10 protein-coding genes are annotated in these 17739 nt (G+C 66.5%); 1 reads left to right on the forward strand and 9 read right to left on the reverse strand.

What is annotated here, in order from left to right; genetic code table 11:
* The 6 genes from JZ791_RS32205 to JZ791_RS32230 form a co-directional block, all read right to left on the reverse strand.
* Window positions 1–5554, reverse strand: a 5554-nt coding sequence (locus tag JZ791_RS32205) for a hypothetical protein (protein ID WP_216899635.1), incomplete at its 3' end; no start/stop codon positions are given.
* A gap of 16 nt (window positions 5555–5570) precedes the next feature.
* Window positions 5571–6053, reverse strand: coding sequence for a YbaB/EbfC family nucleoid-associated protein (locus JZ791_RS32210; protein WP_216899637.1), 483 nt, complete (start codon window positions 6051–6053; stop codon window positions 5571–5573).
* A gap of 7 nt (window positions 6054–6060) precedes the next feature.
* Window positions 6061–6399 (reverse strand): hypothetical protein, encoded by a 339-nt coding sequence (locus JZ791_RS32215; protein WP_216899639.1) that lies wholly within the window; start codon window positions 6397–6399, stop codon window positions 6061–6063.
* A 33-nt stretch (window positions 6400–6432) separates the two neighbouring features.
* Window positions 6433–7605 carry a hypothetical protein gene (locus JZ791_RS32220; RefSeq protein WP_216899640.1) on the reverse strand — a complete coding sequence of 391 codons (1173 nt, stop codon included), beginning with the start codon at window positions 7603–7605 and terminating at the stop codon, window positions 6433–6435.
* 111 nt (window positions 7606–7716) lie between these two features.
* On the reverse strand, window positions 7717–10191 hold the full coding sequence (locus JZ791_RS32225) for an ATP-binding protein (RefSeq protein WP_216899642.1): 2475 nt from the start codon (window positions 10189–10191) through the stop codon (window positions 7717–7719).
* Window positions 10188–12698, reverse strand: a complete 2511-nt coding sequence (locus JZ791_RS32230; protein ID WP_368858348.1) for a helix-turn-helix transcriptional regulator — start codon at window positions 12696–12698, stop codon at window positions 10188–10190. The genes JZ791_RS32225 and JZ791_RS32230 overlap by 4 nt, the downstream gene beginning before the upstream one ends.
* A 307-nt stretch (window positions 12699–13005) precedes the next feature.
* Between JZ791_RS32230 and JZ791_RS32235 the strand changes: the two genes are divergently transcribed.
* A complete protein-coding gene (locus JZ791_RS32235) occupies window positions 13006–13704 on the forward strand; it encodes a response regulator transcription factor (RefSeq protein ID WP_216899672.1) in 699 nt (232 codons plus the stop codon).
* 3 nt (window positions 13705–13707) lie between these two features.
* On the opposite strand, the gene JZ791_RS32240 is transcribed toward JZ791_RS32235, so the two are convergent.
* The 3 genes from JZ791_RS32240 to JZ791_RS46635 all read right to left on the reverse strand — a co-directional run bounded on the left by JZ791_RS32240 (window position 13708) and on the right by JZ791_RS46635 (window position 17004).
* Window positions 13708–15150, reverse strand: a complete 1443-nt coding sequence (locus JZ791_RS32240; RefSeq protein ID WP_308163199.1) for a sensor histidine kinase — start codon at window positions 15148–15150, stop codon at window positions 13708–13710.
* Window positions 15143–15832, reverse strand: a complete 690-nt coding sequence (locus JZ791_RS32245; RefSeq protein ID WP_216899645.1) for a response regulator transcription factor — start codon at window positions 15830–15832, stop codon at window positions 15143–15145. Before JZ791_RS32245 ends, JZ791_RS32240 begins: the two co-directional genes overlap by 8 nt.
* Before the next feature lie 167 nt (window positions 15833–15999).
* Window positions 16000–17004: an EamA family transporter gene (locus JZ791_RS46635; RefSeq protein ID WP_308163201.1), complete on the reverse strand. Its 1005-nt coding sequence runs from the start codon at window positions 17002–17004 to the stop codon at window positions 16000–16002.
* Window positions 17005–17739 lie beyond the last annotated feature (735 nt).

Here is a 17739-nt window from a genome sequence, read left to right on the forward strand (position 1 = left end):
CCGCGGTGCCCTCGAAACCGGCGCCGCCCGAACCACTTCCAGGCTGGGTGGCATACCGGTTGCCGGGAATTCCGTCCGATCCGTTCCGCGCATTCAGGGATCCGGTGGCGGCGGTCACGCCCAGTGTGGTGAGCAGATCGTCGGTGGCCTGTAAAGAGGCTGTCGCCGACCGTAATTCCTCAGCGGCGGCCGATATGCGCTTACGTTCGTCGGCTGTCGCGTCAATGGTTCGCATGGCCGCGGAGAAACCGTCGGGGGTGGCCAGTTTCGCGATGACATCCGGTTCGGGGACTAGAGAGGACAGTTCGTTCCACGCGCGGGTCCAGGCCATCGAGCCCACGGCATAGCCGAGCAGCAGGCCGGGCGATCCACGGGACTCGGTCAGCTGGGTCAGCCGGGTCAGCTGACGCATCACGAGGGCTGTGGTGGCCGCGCTCTTCTGCTGCGCGACAAGGATGTGCGGAAGTTCCCGGAGAGTTGTGACGAGCCGGGCGGAGAACACTGATTCGCGGGCCGCGGCGGAACCCTCGGCCGCGGACTGTGTCCACTGGTTTCCCGGTGCCGTTCGAACGGTCTGGGCCGTCCGAATGTCCTGGCTCGCACCGGATATATGCCAGCTGCCCTCGGCGGGTGAGTACCAGCCGTCCGTTTCGGCTTCGACCTCCAAACCCGCCAACGTCGCATAGGCCCGTGTGTCGCCGGTCTGCGCGGCGGCATAGGCGCTCTCGACCTTTCCGAAGAATTCCTGCCGCTGCGTCCTTTCCACGGCGGGCAGGCCGGCGGTCTCGGCGGGATCGGCGTATTCCGCGGCGGTGGCATGGAAGATCTCGGCTCGATCCGCATCGGAGACTGGCGCCACGAACGAGACCGCAGCGGGCGGGGCATGGGGAGATGCGTTGCGGCGCAAGGCGCGGACCAGGCTCGTGTGAGCCTCCGCGGCCTTTTGCGCCTTCCGAACCATGTCGTCCGTGGCGGCGGCATGCTGGGCTCGCGCCGTAGCGAGTCCGCGTTCCGCCGCCCGAAGTGAGTGGGCGGTCGTCTCCCGCTCGGATGCGGCATCGGCGGCAGGCCTGTCCGTGTCCGCGAACGCCCGGGCCGCGTCGTATCGCGCGCTGGCTTCGAAGTGCTCCGAGGCCGCCTCGGCGACGGCCCTGTCGGTGGTGGCGTAGTGGACGACCGCCACGTGCACACCGAGATCCCTTGTCTGCGTGTACATGGGGTTTCGCAGCGAGTCGGCCTGGTAGGCGTCGCCCGGTTCCCCGTTGCGCGCGGCACGTGCCGGGCGCTGTTCGTTCTCGGCCGCCGCCTCCGAATCGAGACCCAACTGCACGCTTCGGAGACCGCCGAGCTCACGGACCCCCTTACCGAGCTTGATATCGGCGCCCCGCCCGAGTCCCTTGGCGACGGTCACCCTTCCCCTGTCACCGGCCTGCCCCTGGATGTGCAACAGGTGTTCGCGGGCGAGCCCATTGGCATCCCCGGACTCGACCATCGGACCGTGCCTGTCCGGATCGAACCAGTCGGCGTTCTCCCGCGACCGAACCCATGTCATGTCTTCATGTTTGTCCCAGAATTCCCTGTTGATAACGAAATCCGGTTTCACACCGGCCTCGGTCAGCATATGGGCGAAAGTCTCGACCATATCGTTGTGCACGGGATGAACGATTACCGGGCGGCCGTCGTGATGCGCCTCCATGACGGCGCTCAGGGTGTCGGCATACATCTCCTCGTCGGTTTTCCAGACCATTCGCCCCGATTCCAGACGTGAGGCGAAATGGTCCTTGATCCGCATGAATCCGTTCACCGGATACCTGTCCGCGATCGCATCCCCGGCGGCGCCCTCGAGCGTGCCCGACATGACGGCCACGGTATCGTAATTCGCGCTGCTGTAGCACTGCTCGTTCGTCATCACCGTGGTCCGCGCGAGATCGCCCTCCATGGTGATGAAGGCGTCATGTTTGGCCTGAACCGCCTGTTGCAGGCCATCCTGCCACTCGCTCTGCGATGAGCGCATGGGATCACGCAGTGGTTTGCCGTCGACGTCGAGCAGCTCTATCAGCTTCCTACCGCCGGGATCCGTATGCACTCCATATTGCCGCTCGGGCACCATATACTCGGCGTCGGCGGTTCGAATGAACATATTCTTCTCACCGGCCGTGAATTCTCGATCCGGATCATCGTACTTCTCGGCGCCCCACAATCGCGCAGCCCGGGCGACGGTATCATCGGTCACGTCGGGGCGACCGGAACGCAATTCATCCAAGCGGCCGAATGTCCGCTCGGTGATACCGAAATCCTTGTCGGTCCACCCGGCGCGGTCCACCTCGGTGACCTTGTGTTCGACGAAGAATTCGCGCATGGTCTTCCAGGCATCCGCGTGCGGGGACTCCTGGTCCATACCACTACCCTCACGAAGGTAGTGCGGAGTGTCGTTGTAATAGAGAACGCGGTCGGCCTCGTCGACAATGGCGAAACGCCCCGGCGGATCGTTTCCGTACAACCGGCTCGCGATATTCTCGTCATGGGTCATGAGGATGATCGTGGGCTTGTCCGACTCCCCCGGCGACTCGTGCGGGTCCCATCGGATGACCCTGTAGTCCAACAGCTTTCCCGCGGCGGCGAACCCCTCCTCGGACATCGCCCGATCGGCAAGCGTCTCGTTCGACGTGATCACCTGCACGACACCGTCTCTGGACGCCACCCGCAGCGCAAGCGCCAACGAGACGAACGTCTTGCCCTGAGCCGTCCGCATCTGCAGCATCACACCGTCGTCGCCGCCGAACACCGCCGTGAGCTGGTTCGACCGAAGTATCTTGCCGCCCTTCATATCCGCGCCGATCGTCGCTCGGCGAACCGTCTCGATCGTCGCCAGCGTCGACTCCAATTCGGGCGCGCCCTGGTGCATTTGCGCCAGATCCTCACCCGACAGCGCGGCCATCGTCTCGCCCACTTGCTCGGATCGGTAGTAGTCCAGCACGCGGATCGCCGCACGCCGATACCGCCAAGCCTGCGACATCGTCAACCTGTCGCCCGGACGCCGGGATTCACCGACCGCCCGCAGATCCTGTACCGCGGCCTCGGCCTTATCCCTGCGCCTTTCCTGGTGTGGATCGGAGGAACTGAGCAACCTGGACAGTTCCTCGCGCAGATGATCCGACAGCGGCCTCCTGTCCGCATCGGCAGGACGGGTCCCCTCGGCCTCGGTCTCCGATTCACCCGGTCGTGCGGCGTCGCCGGACGCCACGGCATATTTCCCGTCCTCCTGGGTGCCCGGCTTCGCTCCGGCATCTCCCGCCGACCGGGCGGAGCGCCCCTGGCTCGGTCCCGCATCCAGTGCGGTTTCGTGGCCGTCACCCAGCTTTTCAGGTGCACGACCGGACGAATGCTCCTGTGCCCCTGGAGTATCCGGCTTGGCAGTGCCGTTGCGCGCGGAGCCCGCGGTGTCGCGGTCGGAGATCGCCGCCCGGTATGCCGACTCGGCACTACGGAGTGACGCGCCTGTACGCAGCACCTCCGTATCGTCGGCGGCCCGGCCCAGCGCCTGCGCCTCGGCATCTACCGGGGCGAACGGCTTGCCCTCTGCTGCGGCCTGCTGTCGTGCGTCGTCCACCTGGTCGGTGACTGTGGCGTCCACAGTTCCCTGATGGTCCGCCCGCGCCTGATCCAGCGCCTGACTCATCTCCCGCACCCGGGGTCCGGCGATGTCAGATGGCACAGTATCGTGCGAATACTCCACCACGCCAGCAAGATTCGGGCTGTGTCCCGTGGTGTCGACAACCGAATCGGCGGCTTCGTGACCGGCAGGTGCGCCCTGGCCGTCGACGCCTAGCTCCTGCGGCTGCGCTGTCGCCTGTTCGCCGTCATGACCGACAACGGTCTCGGGCATCGTCGTGGCACTGCTCTCCGGCGCCTTCGCCGGGTCACCCGCAACCATCCTGGAAGTGGTTCCGGCGGAGGCGGTTCCATCGTTCGTCACGGTTTCGTCATGTGGCGCCCCGCTGGGTCCGGCTGCGCCGGAATGCCCCGCTGCCAGACCACTCTCGGCGGTCACGGCCACGGGCGCCGAGCCATCCTGTCCAGCAGCTTCGCGAGCCGAATCGCTCACATCGCGTGCGCGAACGGGCGCGGGTTTTCCGGAGACCTCCCCTCTCGCAGCCGATTCGGCGTCTCCCGCACGCGGTGCACTCTCCGAGGATGAAACCCCTTTCTTCGCACCGTTGCTCGGATCCGGAGTACCAGCCTGCCTCGACGCACTCGATGCGCCGCTCTTGTCGCCCACGGTCGGCTGCGCGGACCGACCAGACGAATTCGCCGCACCATCCTGCCCCGAACCCCCTGTCGGAGCACCGGCCTCATCCGATGTTCCGTTGCGCCCGGTGTAGCCGCCGGTCCCGGAGACTCCCGCACCGGACCCGTTTCCGTTCGTAGCGTCCGCGTGGTCGGACGAGGGGACCGTTCGGGAAACATCGGTACCAGCCGGCTTGGGCATCGTGCCGTCAGCCGGTCCGGGTACCGTGCCATCCGCCGGCATCCGGCCCGCCGCAGCGCCATCCGACCCGGCCCGCATGCCTCGTATCTCGGTGTACATATGCCCCGCGCCGAGCCCGCCGAATGCCATTCCCTGCGCCAGCGACTGGAGGGTGAGCGGATTGCTGAGTTTGCCGAATGCGACGTGGCCGGTGTCGATCAACTGGCCGCCCACCTGCGCGGCGAAATTACCCCCGGACATTCCCAGGGAATAGCCGGTCCCTGTGATCAGACCGAATCCGAGGGTGCCCGCGAACGTCTGCGGCGTCCACACCTTGCTCAGCAGGCCGCCGGTAGCCTCGCCGACCAGCGCGCCGCCGGCCCACGACGCCGCGGATTTCGCCACATTACCGGGGCTGATGGATCCGGTGTCCTTCTGTTCGAGCAGAGCCTCGAACGCCGCGCCGCCGAGCCCCTGCAAGAGCACGCGAAATGCGGCCTTCGAGCCGAGAACCCCCGCCATCGAACCCAACTTCACCAGGAGCGAGACGACCCGCCCGGCCTCCGCCTCGGCGCCATCCTCGGCCAGTTTCTCCGCCAATTTCAGCGCGACAGCCCAGACTCCCTTCTTGCCCAGCAGAAATATCAGCGCCAGCACGCCGGGAATTGCCGCGTCGCCGAACAGGGTGCTCGACAACGCCAAGACCGCTCGAATCGCCATCCACAATGTCTGTACCGCGATGGCCACCTCGGAATCACCCGCGAGGCGCACGCTGTCCTGCTCGTCGCCCTGCCAGGCCGCGAACCGGGTAATGCTGTCGGCCACCGCATCGGGGGCGGACGATCCGCGCAAGAGCGACCTCATCGAGTGCACGAATGCGTCGGAGCCCGCTCCTTCGTAGGCCGCCGGCACATCGCCCACCGCTGCCTCGAGGTCCGTGCCGAGACCCTCGACCAGGGGCGCGATCTCGCTCCACACCTGACGCAGCTCGCCCATTCCGTTCGTGTAGTCGGTGGTGTAGGCATTCGGCAATGCTTGACCCAGGGCGAGGACCCGAACGACCTGAGACCATCCGACGAAGAACACGGCTACCTCTGGAGCCTCACCATGCGGACTCCACGGGGCCGGGCGTGGTGGAGCCGTCGCCGGAATCCGGCGCGGAACCCCTGTCGGCCGCACCCGGCGGGGCCGTGGAGATCGTGCCGCGTTTCGGCAGCGAATCTATGAATTCCGACAGGCCGGGAAAGAAGTCCTCGTCGTATCCGACCAGGTTCTCATCGACACTCCGCTGCACCGGTGCGAGTACATCGCCCGACCGCCGGCGCACATCTTTCGCGGCCTGTTGCGCCGCCCGGGTGAAGGCTTCCCCGATTTCATCGAACGTCAGGTCGCCGATATCGTCGGACAATCGGCACTCGATCACGACGCCCTCTGCGTTGACACAGACCGTCACCCGCCCATCGGCGGCCGACGCCGTCGCGGTCAACGCGGCAATCTTCCGATATGCGCGCTGCATGGATTCGAGCGTCCCCTCCAATGCGCGCATCAATTCCACGGGAGGCTCGACCGCGAACTCTGGTTCCATGGTTCTGTCAACCTCCGGCCGCGATACTCTTCATATTCCCGGCGGAACCTTCGTCGGTCCGTTCCAGAGCGTCCGCCGCCTCCCGCAACTTCGCGGCATAACCGCCCGGTCCGGCCAGGGTCTTGGACAGCGAGCCCAGCCAGTCGACAATGGAATCCTTGGTCGGGTTATAGCTCGAACGGATCTGTGTGCCGGTGCTGTCGTTACCGAATACCGGTTTGTCCTCCAGCGGCGTGGCCTGCGACCGCAGTCGAGTACGAATATCCTCGGCTTGCGTCCCCGTCGCGGCGATCCGATCCGCCACGGTCCGCATTCGTGCGGCCTGGACTCTCACCTCATCGGCCATTGCGCGTCTCCTGTCTGTCGATCGCCGGGATATTCACGCCGTCTGCCGCTTCCGATAACGCCGCTCGAACCCCTGCACGTACAGCGACGGCGCCACCGATGACGAGGAATGTTCCAGCACACCGTCATCGGCCACATAGAAGATCGCGCGGCCGATGGCGACCCGGCCGACGGGCACCGGGACGTACACCATCCAGCCGCAGCTGACGCGGTCGGCGGTCAGTTCCGACAGCGGATATCCGCTGGTGTCGAAACCCCGCGCCACGATGTATCCGCGGACCTGGCCGACCGCATCCGATTCGGGCAAAGGTTCGGGCAGCGTCGCCATGACACCGGCGACCGTCAGTTGAAACAGCGCACCGTCGAGGTCGTAGCCGCTCGCGTCGCCGAAGACCGCTCGCATCGATTCCCTTGTGACCACGCCGATCTCGGCAGCCGCCACCAGGTCCGCGACGGCATCGCGAAGCTCCTCGCCCGGACTGCCGATCAGGCCGGTGATGATCCCGGCGACCGTGTCGGCGGTCCACACACCCGGTACGGCTCGATCGCATTCGGCCGCGGGCGGCGACTGCGCACAATGCCAGGCGCCCCTGTCCCACCAGTAGCAGAACGAGAGCAACCCGGTCAGGGCGCGTGGATTGAGCACCGGATCGGCCACCCACTCGGGTGCGCCCGTATACAGCCGTGGCAGCGGCGCGCCGGAGTTGTCGGCGTCGTCGAGTGCGGGCGCTTCCCCTGCGCCGCCGGACAGTACCGCTCGATCGTTCGGCAGCACAACGAGTGTCGACCCGCTGCGCCGCGCGCTCTCGAACCAGGCAAGCGACGGCATGATTCGCGGCCCCCGATCCGAGCCGGCCGCGACGAATGCCGCGGACAGCACGGCCCACCGGGCCCACAGGATCGGCAGCGGCGCGAACTCGTCGGTGGTCCGGCGTGCGTGCCGTCCCGCCGCACGGTCGTCCCGCGCCGACACGGCCGCCTCCTGCGGACTGCGCGACTGCCGCTCCCCGTGCGACAGGTCCGGCTGCGTCCCGTGCGCTCCGCCATCCCCTGGGTCCGAGAGTTGTTGTAGCCCTGACAAATCGACGGCCTCGTCCGCGACACCGTCGGCCAGGGTGAACCCCACATCGGGACTACGGCTCTCCTCCGGTTCGGTGCCGTCCGGATCCACGGCCCGATCGGTGAACCCCTGCTCGTCGTCGCTCACTCGTATCATCCATATTCGATCGGACGGACCGAATCCGATCGGCGCAGTCGGCATTCGGTAGACAATTTCTACCCCGGGTTCACCTACCGGATACCGAAAGACCCGCAAACCTTACTGTCCCTTGAGAAACTGCCCGATTTCCGTCCGGGAATGGATACGCAGCTTCTTGAAGATCATCCGCACCTGCGCATCGACGGTCTTCACCGCGCTGCCCCGCCGGTCCGCGATCTCCCGATTGGTCCGGCCCTCGACCACCAGCGTGGCGATATCGCGCTCGGTCGCCGTCAACGCCGACCAATCCCCCAGTCGCGCGACCTCGGGAACGCCTTCCGCCGGCCGTTCGACCGGCGCGGGCACCCCCAGCGCCAGGCGATGCACGGCCCCGGACTCCGCACTCCACTGCCGCCCTTCCGATTCGGCGACCGCGAAACGCTCATCCCCCAGCACAGATCCGGCCATATCTCGCGCGCCGTGCTGCTCGATCGCCATGGGCCCCAACTCGTCGATATCGACGAACAACATCTCGCGCAGGCGTTCGTAACCACCGATGAGCCTGGCGATATCCACGGCCTGCGCCTCGATGTCGGCCGTGACGACGCCGTCCCGGACCGCGTTCGCGAGGATGTGCGCCCGCGCCCAGATCTGGATCTGCAGCGCCCACGCCGGGGTCCACTTGTCACCGACGGCAAGTTGTTGTGCCGCCGCCCTTTGCGCGGCCGCCAGCCCGGTGCGCGGATCGCCGAATTTCAGCTCGGCGACGGCCACCGTCAACAGTGCCCGTGCGATCTCACCGGACGCACCCGCCGCGACCGCGTTGTGATGGTGTCGATAGGACGCCTCCAGCGCCTGATCGGCGGTTCCGACATAGCCGGCGGCCTCCGCCTCCAGCAGTTCGGCGATGGCGGCGCCGCCGGAACTGCCCAGTCGGGTCATATGCTCGCGTGCCCTGGCGAGCACGATGATCGCCCGCGAATCTGCCTGTGCCAGAAGCAGTTCCGCCCCACTGACGAATTCTACGATGGCGGGCAACCCGAAGTCCGACTCCGGCGATTCCCGCCATCGAGCCGCGGTCTCGGCATCCAGGCACAGCGCCACGGCACGCCCGAGCACCGAGCGCGCCTCCTCGTGGATCCCCTGACAGGTCATCAGCCAGGCCAGCTGGCACAGCGCGCGCAACCGAAGCCTGCGCGGCGCCTGCGGCGCGGCCGACAGCGTCCGTTCGATCCAGCGGCGGATCTCCCGGAAGGCGCCCATCGAGAACGGGACTCCCAGAGCGGTCAAACCGCACGATATCTCCAGTCCGGCAACCGGTTTCATCGCACTGCCGGAGCTCCGCTCGATCGCGGCGATGATGTTGTCCCACGATGCGCAGGCCCAGTCCTGGATGGACTGTTCGGCGGCGGAGAACCACTCCGACTCCGCGGCCAGCACCATATCGCGGTAGTAGTCCAGATGACGCTGGTCCATCCGGGATACCTCGTCGCGCCCGCCGGCAGATCGCTGTTCGAGCCGCTGCGCGGCGAACAACCGAATGCTTTCCAGCAGTGAATATCTCACGGACTTCTCGCCGATATGGGCGATGACCAGGGACTGCTCGACCAGACGATTGAGCAGCGATTCGATGTCCTGCTCGCGCAGACGCGACTCGTCCAGCGGATCACCGTCCTGCGTATCGTCGGCGCAGATCTTCACCACCGCATCCAGATCGACGCCGACACGGGTGATGCGCGGGTCGGCATCGGCGGCGGAAATATCGTGTCCGGCGGCGAACACCGACATCCGATCCAGCAGCAATCGCTCCTTCGCGGAACACAATTCGTACGACCAGCCGATGACGTCGATGACCCGTCGATGTCGCTGGTCGCCGCCCACCCGCGGCCCCTCCCAGCGCATCCGCCGATCCGACGGACCGCCGCTCAGATCGCGCAGCACCATCGCGAGGGAGGAGTTCAGCAGGCGCGCCGCGGCCAGGCGGATGTACAGCGGGTAGCTGTCGACGCGGCGGCAGATCTGCCTAACCATCGAGATCTCGTCGGGTGAGTCGGCGACGTCGCGACCGGTGAATTCGGCCCGCTCCCGAAAGAGTCTGGCGGCCTGCGTATCCGACAGGGGCGGAACCGACACCACGTACTCGTCGATCCACCCCAGGGACTCGCGTGTGGTCATCACGATCGTCAGGGCGGGCAGTGCGGCCAGTAACCGGGTGCACACCTCCGCGACCGCGTCGAGCACATGCTCGACGTTGTCCAGCACCAGAATCGTCTGCAACTCCCGGCCGGCTCCGTCGGTGCGGCGCAGCCTGCTGATCAGGGATTCCCAGCCGGAACGGTCGGAGAAGTCGCTCTCGACGACCGACCTGACCACTTCCTCCTCGACCGACCGGGTACTCGACCTCTTGTCCAGCAGCGCCAGGCGAACCCAATGGACCGGTACCGCGGTCTCCCGCTGATAGCGCCCTACGGCCTCCTCGGCCAGGCGGGTCTTGCCGATACCGCCCGGACCCACCAGGGTCACCAATTGCGCTGGGCGCGAAAGCAGCTCGTTGATCCGGCGAAATTCGGGACCGCGTCCGACGAAGCCGCTCATACCCGGCTCACCGTGCCTGCGCTGGTATGGCCGGACGACGGTTTACGCGCCCGCGCCGTGTTCACCTCCTCCATCAACTCCGCGGGAATGTGCGCGACGACCTCACGGCGTGAGTGGATCATCAGCTTCTGGAAAACCGCCGCCATCTGGGTATTCACCGTCCTGAAGGATTTCCCCCGATAGCCCGCGATCGCCGTGTTGCTCCAGCCCGCCGCCGCCAGAACCGCGATGTGCCGTTCGGTCGACGTCAATCGACCCCAGCGCGACGCCTCCGGTGAAGGGTCGTCGTCCTCGGCGGCCATGCCAACCACGGCCGGGGAGGTTGCGGTCCACGCACTTCCGGTGGCCCGCCGATACCCCGTCTCCTCGGCGCCGGCGTACTTCGAGGCGCCGAGCACCTGGCGGGCGATGTCGAATGCGCGCTCGGTCCACCCGTTGAAGTAGCCCTCGCCGACGTTCCTTATCCCCGCGGCCTCACACGCCCGGCGACGCCGCCCCGCCAGCGTCGCGAGGTCGATGGCCCGGGACGCCAGCGCCTGGTCGCCGACCCGAGATTCCATGCCGTCAGCCAGGATTCGCGCTGTCACCCACGCCTCGATCTCCACCACCGTCTCCCGCACCGGATAGTCACCCGGAACACGCTGCCGCTCCCCGGCCCGGCGCACGGCCGCCAATGCCGCGTCCGGATCTCCCTGCCTGAGCGCGGCGATCGCCCATGCCTGCTCGGCCTCCCCGATCAGCCATTCGATCCCCGTGGCGACGGCCTCGTCCAACTGCCGCTGCGCGCGCTCCGAGGCCACATCCGGCGATCCGAGACAGGCGTACGCCAGCGTCTCGACCAATCCGGAGACGAAGGCCCCGTTGGCATTTCCCGCCGCGCACATCTTACGGCGGGCGCGGGCGGCGACCACGACCGCAGCGGGATCGCCGTCACTCATCAGCAACTGTGTGGCCCAGACGTATTCGACGAGCGGCGGCAGGCCGATATCGATATCCGTGGTGTGCCGCCACTCGGGCGCGCCGATGCCCCCGGGCAGAGCCCGCACGGCCTGATCCAGCAATTCGGCGGACATCCGATATTCACGCTGACATGCCGCCAGCCACGACAGGACGTTGTTCGCCATGACCACGACTTCGGGTGGGCAGGACCACCGTGCCTCGACACCGGGAAGAAGCCGCCACGACCAATTCCGCAACTCGCGCATGCGCCCGCGGACGAGGGGAAATCCGAGAGCGAACAATGCGACGGCTATGTCCGGAACGGCGACCGCGTCCTCCGGTTGCTGAAGTCCGGCCTCCACGGCGAGCGCGATGTCGTTCCACTCTTTCCTGATCCAGTCCACCATATTCTCGTCGGCCGGTAATGTGGTGCGTTGCAGCTCCCTCAGCCGTCGCCGATAGTAATCACCGTGCCGCCGCTGTATCCGAATCACCTCGGCCGGGCGTTCCCGCAACCGATTCCGCGCGTAGACCCGGACGCACTCGGGCAGGAAATATCGTGCTTCCCCGTCCCCTTCGTTCACATTCACCAGCGAGCGCCGGGTGAGTGTCTCGAGGAGATCGTCCATATCGCCGGGAGCGAGAACACTGGCATCCGGCGATTCGGCCGCCTCGTCGGCGCATACCATCGCTATCGTATCGACGGCGACACCGCCGTAGTCCGAATCATCGCCCGGCGCGAATATCGACAGACGCTCGAGCAGTAGACGCTCATCACGTCCGCACAAGCTGTAAGACCAATCGAGCACATCGACCATACGATGGGATCTCGCATCCCCGTCGTCTTCGGCGGAAGAATCCCAAGCGAGGCGGGTATCGCCGGCGTCTCCACCGAGCTCCCGGCAGATATCCCCCAGTGACCGATCCGCCAATCGCGCGGCCGCGAGCGAAATGTACAGGGGATTGTTGTTGACATGCCGGCATATCTGCCGGATCACCGCCGCCTCCGGGGCATTCTCCTCGGGAATATCGTATCCTGCGGCCTTCATATGCCCCATGAACAGCTCCGCGGCGTCGTCGACCGACAGCGGCGGCACTCGCACGACATATTCATCGATCCAGCCGATCGGTTCCCTGCTCGTCACGACAATGGTCAGGCCCGGCACCTCGACCACCAGACGAGCGATGAGATCCGATGACGCGTCCACAATATGCTCACAGTTGTCCAGCACCAGAATCACGCGCAGATGCCGCCCCACCGCATCGGTACGCCGAAGCCCGGCCACGAGAGCATCCCAGCTCGATCGATCGGAAAAGTCGGTGCCGACGATAGGCCGGGCGACCTCCTCCTCGATCGCCGAGCAATCGGCGCCGGGTGTCACTCGGGCCAGCCGCGCCCAGAAGACAGGCACCCGCGTGCCGGCGTGAAACTGCCGAGTGGCCTGTTCGGCCAGACGGGTCTTTCCGATGCCGCCGGGGCCGATCAGCGTGATCACTCGTGCGGACCGCATGAGCAGAGTCCGCAATCGCTCGAGCTCGCTGCTTCGCCCAAGAAATTGTCCGACCATTGGAGGATCCACCTTAACCGACGCTCACGGTCCGGAAAACCCTGTCGCGGAACAGAAGAATGACGACTTCAGACCGCTCGTCCTGATCCGGCCGGGCGGCTCGGGCACCGGGCAAGGGCGCCGGGAATGATCGCACGGCCATAAGCCCATGTAACCACCCGGACACCGCACGGCCTACCTAAATCCACTACGTACGTAGTCCTCGGGCGGTACTGCTCGATGTGCGATACGCCGCGACGACGAAAACTGTAAAGGCCCATGACTCCCCCACGGGCGATATCGACACCGGCTCGAAGGCATGACCACCATGCGACTACTCGTAGTAGACGACGACAAGGGATTCGGCACCGCGTTGGTCGGCGCGCTCACCGCCAATCGGCACCACGCCGTCCTCACCGCCCGCGGCACCGAACTGCTCCGCACACACAACAACTACGACGCCGTCATTTTGGATCTGACACTCCCCGACATCGACGGCATCCAACTCCTGCGCCAACTCCGCCAACTGGACCCGCTGCCGGTCCTGGTCCTCACCGCCGATACCAACGAACGCACAGCCATGCGCGCCCTGCGTAACGGCGCCGACGATTACATGACGAAACCGCCGCGCCTCGGCGAACTCATCGCCAGGCTCGAGCGGGCCGTCTGGAGATCCACCCGAACCCCCACGCCGACAACGACGGTCACCACCGGCGACGTCCGTATCGATCTGCCCGCCCGCCATCTCGATATCGGCGGCTCGCCCACCCAGCTCACCCGCACGCAATTCGAACTTCTCAAGGTCCTCACCGAACAACCGGGCACGGCCGTTAGCCGACAGCAACTCATGGACCGGGTCTGGGGCAACGCGTTCCTGGCCACCTCCCGATCCCTCGACGTCCACATCTCCGCTCTCCGAGCCAAACTCGCCCGCCCCGACCTCATCACCACGATCCGCGGCTACGGTTACCGCTGGGGACCTCCCGCCGCCACTCAGCAGCCGGACCGGCAGTCCGGCGTGGCGTGAACGTCATGGCAGCGCAACCGCCGGGAGCCGGATCGCCACCGAAAGCCCGTGCGGCTGGACCGATTCCACCATGATCTGTCCGCCGTACCTGTTCGCCAGGGCCACCGCGATCGGTAGCCCGAGCCCGGAGCCGACGCCGTCCACGTCGCAGCCGCGGTAGAACCGCCGTGTGAGACACGGCAATTCCTGCTCGGATACGCCCTTGCCGTCGTCCGAGACCGTCACCACGACGGACGTGGGCTCGACCGCGATGGAGACGGTGACGCGGGCGTCGGCGCCCGCGTGCAGATACGAATTGCTCAGCGCCACATCGAGGATCTGTGCCAAGGCATCGGCCGGGGCCGCGACCTGCGCCCTCGAGGCCGTGACCGGCGAGCACAACCGGCGATCGGCTTCGTCGTACGCGTCACGCCACGCATCGGTCCTGTCCGCCACGACCGACACGGCATCGCAGTGTGTGTCGTCACGCGGGTTCGGGGTGTCGAACCCGCGCGGCGTCTCCGCCGTCGCCAGGCTCAGCAGCCCGTTGAGCAGACCGATCAGCCGGTCGACCTCGGCCTGGGCGCCGCGCAACGTCGCCGCCGCGGGCGCCGGAACCACCGCCTCCAGAGAGTCCAGACGAACAGCCATGGCGGACAGCGGATTCCGCATCGAATGCGCGGTATCGGCAACGAGTCTGCGCTGAGCGTCGACGGAATCCGCCATGGCGAACGCCATCGCATCGAACGATTCCGCCAAGGCCCGTATCTCGGGTGGGCCCCCGTGCTCGGTGGCCAGGGAACCCGGCCGAGGCGCTCGATCGGTTACCGCCGTGCGTGCGGGGAGCAGCGCCGTCAGGTCGGCTACCGCCCTGCTCAGGCCGCCCAGCGGACGCACGACCCACCGGCTCAACCCGACCGCGAGCAGTCCGAACCCCATCATGGCGATGACGGCGGCGGATCCGATCATCGTCCAGTCCCGGGCGATATCCGCGCGCGCCCGATCGGTGGACGCCTCGATCATCACCGCACCGCCGGCCCGCGGGTCCGGACCCAGCGGCCGGGAGAACAGCGCCGAGCGGGAACTCCACGGGGTCAATCGCTCCGGAAGTCGCGCGGTCTCGTTTCGGCGAGCGGCGACCAACGCGTTCTCGACAGCCGGATCTCGCGGATTCACTCCGGCATCGGCTATCGGACCTCCGGTGGCGTCGACGATCAACACCGGATCGCCGCCCATGGCGTGAAACCTGTTCGCCGCCTCGGCCAGTGCGGAGTCATCGCCGGAAGTGGTCGCGGCCTCGGCCATTGCCGCGAAACGATCGACATCGCTGGATCCGCGCGAGACCAGCGCCTCGGTCCGATTCGCCGCGTCCGACAGCGCCAGCGGTACTGCGAAGCCCAGCACCGCGATCGCCGCGAAGACCGTCAACACGATCAGAAGCCGTTGGCGCACAACGGCCTCACTCACCGGAGCCGATCGGTCCCGGTGGGCCCCAGCGGTAGCCGTAGCCGCGGATCGTGGTGATCAGCCCGGGCCGGTTCAATTTGGCCCGCAACCCCGAGATGTGCACATCCAGCGAGCGCGATACCGCCAAGAAGGCATCGCCCCAGATCCGATCCATGAGTTGCTGGCGGCTGATCGCACTCCCGGGATGCTCGGTCAGCACACGAACGAGCTCGAATTCCTTCTGTGTCAACGGAACCGACTGCCCCGCCACCGCCACCTCACGGGACACCAGATCGACCCGCACATCGTCTGTCACGACGATGGCGTCCACGGACTGGCTCATCGACACGCCCCGATGCGAGGTGGTGGCGGTCTCCATCCGGGCCACCAACTCGCCCATGCGCGGTGGTTTGACGATGTAATCGTCCGCGCCGCTGCGCAGCGCCCGGATCACCGTCCGCTCATCGCTGTCGGCGGTCAGCACCACCACCGGGATCGAGCTCACCGTGCGCAGGCGACGCAACAACTGCATGCCGTCGACATCCGGCAGACCGAGATCGAGCAAGACACATTCGAAGTCCCGATGCGTGGTCAGCACATCCGCACCACGCCGCGTCCGAACGACGTCGTATCCGCGCATGACCAACGCCTCGTGCAGCGCATCGGCCACCCCGTCGTCGTCCTCGACTACCAATATCCGCATCGAGCCTCCGGCGGCCTATTCGAGTCGTGACCGGCCCAGACAGTCCGGCACACCACCCGAACCAGCCGACATTTCCTATGGTGGGCCCAGTCTGAATCGCCCGCCGATATCACGTCGGGTATCCCGGTGATCACGGCCTTTCTTTTACACTCCCTTGAGTCCACCCACTAGCCGAAGAACGATCCGGTCGCCGGGTGTTGGTGCCCGGCCTGGACGAGGGCGCGGATCGGGATCATCGGGCTCCCCGCCCAGTACCGCACAATCGCACTCTCGTAACTCGATCCGGTCGGCAGCGGACGCGCAGCTCGGATGGATCCGATGGATGCCATGACGACGAGCCCGATTCCCGCCCACTGCACGATATGCAGCTCTTGGCCCAGCGTCAGGAGGCCGACGCCGGCGGCCACGGCGGGATCTGCGCTCATCAGCACGCCGAATGCCGAGGTCGGCATGCGGCGCAACGCTTCGAGTTCGGCCAAGAACGGACCCAGCGAGGACACCACGGCGACCGCCAACCCGCTCAGCGATACAACAGGATGGGACAACAGGACATTCGCGTGCAGGACAACGACCGGTAGCGAGAGCAACGCACCGAACATCATGGCCAGCGCAAACCCGCTGTGACCGCTGGTGCGCCTGCCCACCCCCGCACTGCAGACGATATAACCGCCATAGGAGCCCGCCGACCCGAGCGCGAACAGCACGCCCACCCACGACACCGACCCACCGGCCCAGGTCAGCAGTACGACACCGGCCGCCGCGAACATCGCCCACACCAGATCCGATCGCTGACGCGAATTCACCAGTGCGACAACGAGGGGACCGAGGTAGTCGATGGTGACCGCCATGCCCAGCGGTAAGTAGCGGATCGCCTCGTAGAAGCACACATTCATCACCGCGATGCTGGCGCCGAGACCCGCTATCGCGGGCAGCGCACCCCGATCGATGCGAAGGCTGGGCCGCCAGATCAGCAGCGCGATTCCCCCTGCGAACAGCAGCCGTACGGCCGCGGCGGTGACCGCGCCGGACAGATCCAGTAAATGTTTGGCGACGGCAGATCCGAGATCGCTACCGACCATCCCGCCGATCACCAGCGCGGGCGCCGGTACGGCCGCGAACATCTGCCCGGGCATATGCCTACGAAGCAGACTGCCGGCCGAGTTGATGGCCACGACGGCCTCCGTTCGGACTCGGATCGCCCGCACACCAGGAACCGGGGCCGGCGACATCCTGATCATGAACTACGTTGCACCACAGCGAGATACACATCGCGCCACGACACAGTGGCTATCTGTCCGGGCGTGCCATGGTCAGGCCGCTCGCCAGAATCAATCTTGCCATTATTCATGTACCATACCATATTTCAGCGGTACATAAGACCTGAGTGATCGACCTGCGCCTTTGACCGACGTGAAAACCACAGGCACCGGACGTCGATGCCTTGTCCCGGTATGTGGTTGCGGCGGAGGCCAAGTCACGGACAGGGGGCATCGACATCAGGTTGTCGTTGCAGGCGCACCGGATGATGTGAATGGCCGCCACGGGCGTCGGCGAGTTCTGGGTGCCGCCCATGGCTTGCCCTATCCAGCCTGGGCCCGATTCGAGAATATCGAAGCTACGCTGGCAAGGCCGCGAACGAAGAGGCCCTGGTATGTTCGGCGCGGCTGTCCCGCTCGAGTATGCGAAAGGGTTTCGCCCCCATGGGAATTGGCCTGTTGGTGCGTGTCGGAGTGGTAGTTGCTGCGATGGTGGCCAGCATGTCGGCGACGACCCTGTCGGCACACGCCGACCCCGTACTCGACAAATACCTGGACCTGCCGCTGACGAACCGCGACGCCGCGCACGGGCCCGGTGGGATCTCTCCCGAACTGCCGAACGACCGGGCCGCGCTCATGGCTCTGCCGACT

Origin of the sequence: Nocardia alni, from assembly GCF_019038435.1 — a bacterium.
GTDB lineage: Bacteria > Actinomycetota > Actinomycetes > Mycobacteriales > Mycobacteriaceae > Nocardia > Nocardia alni.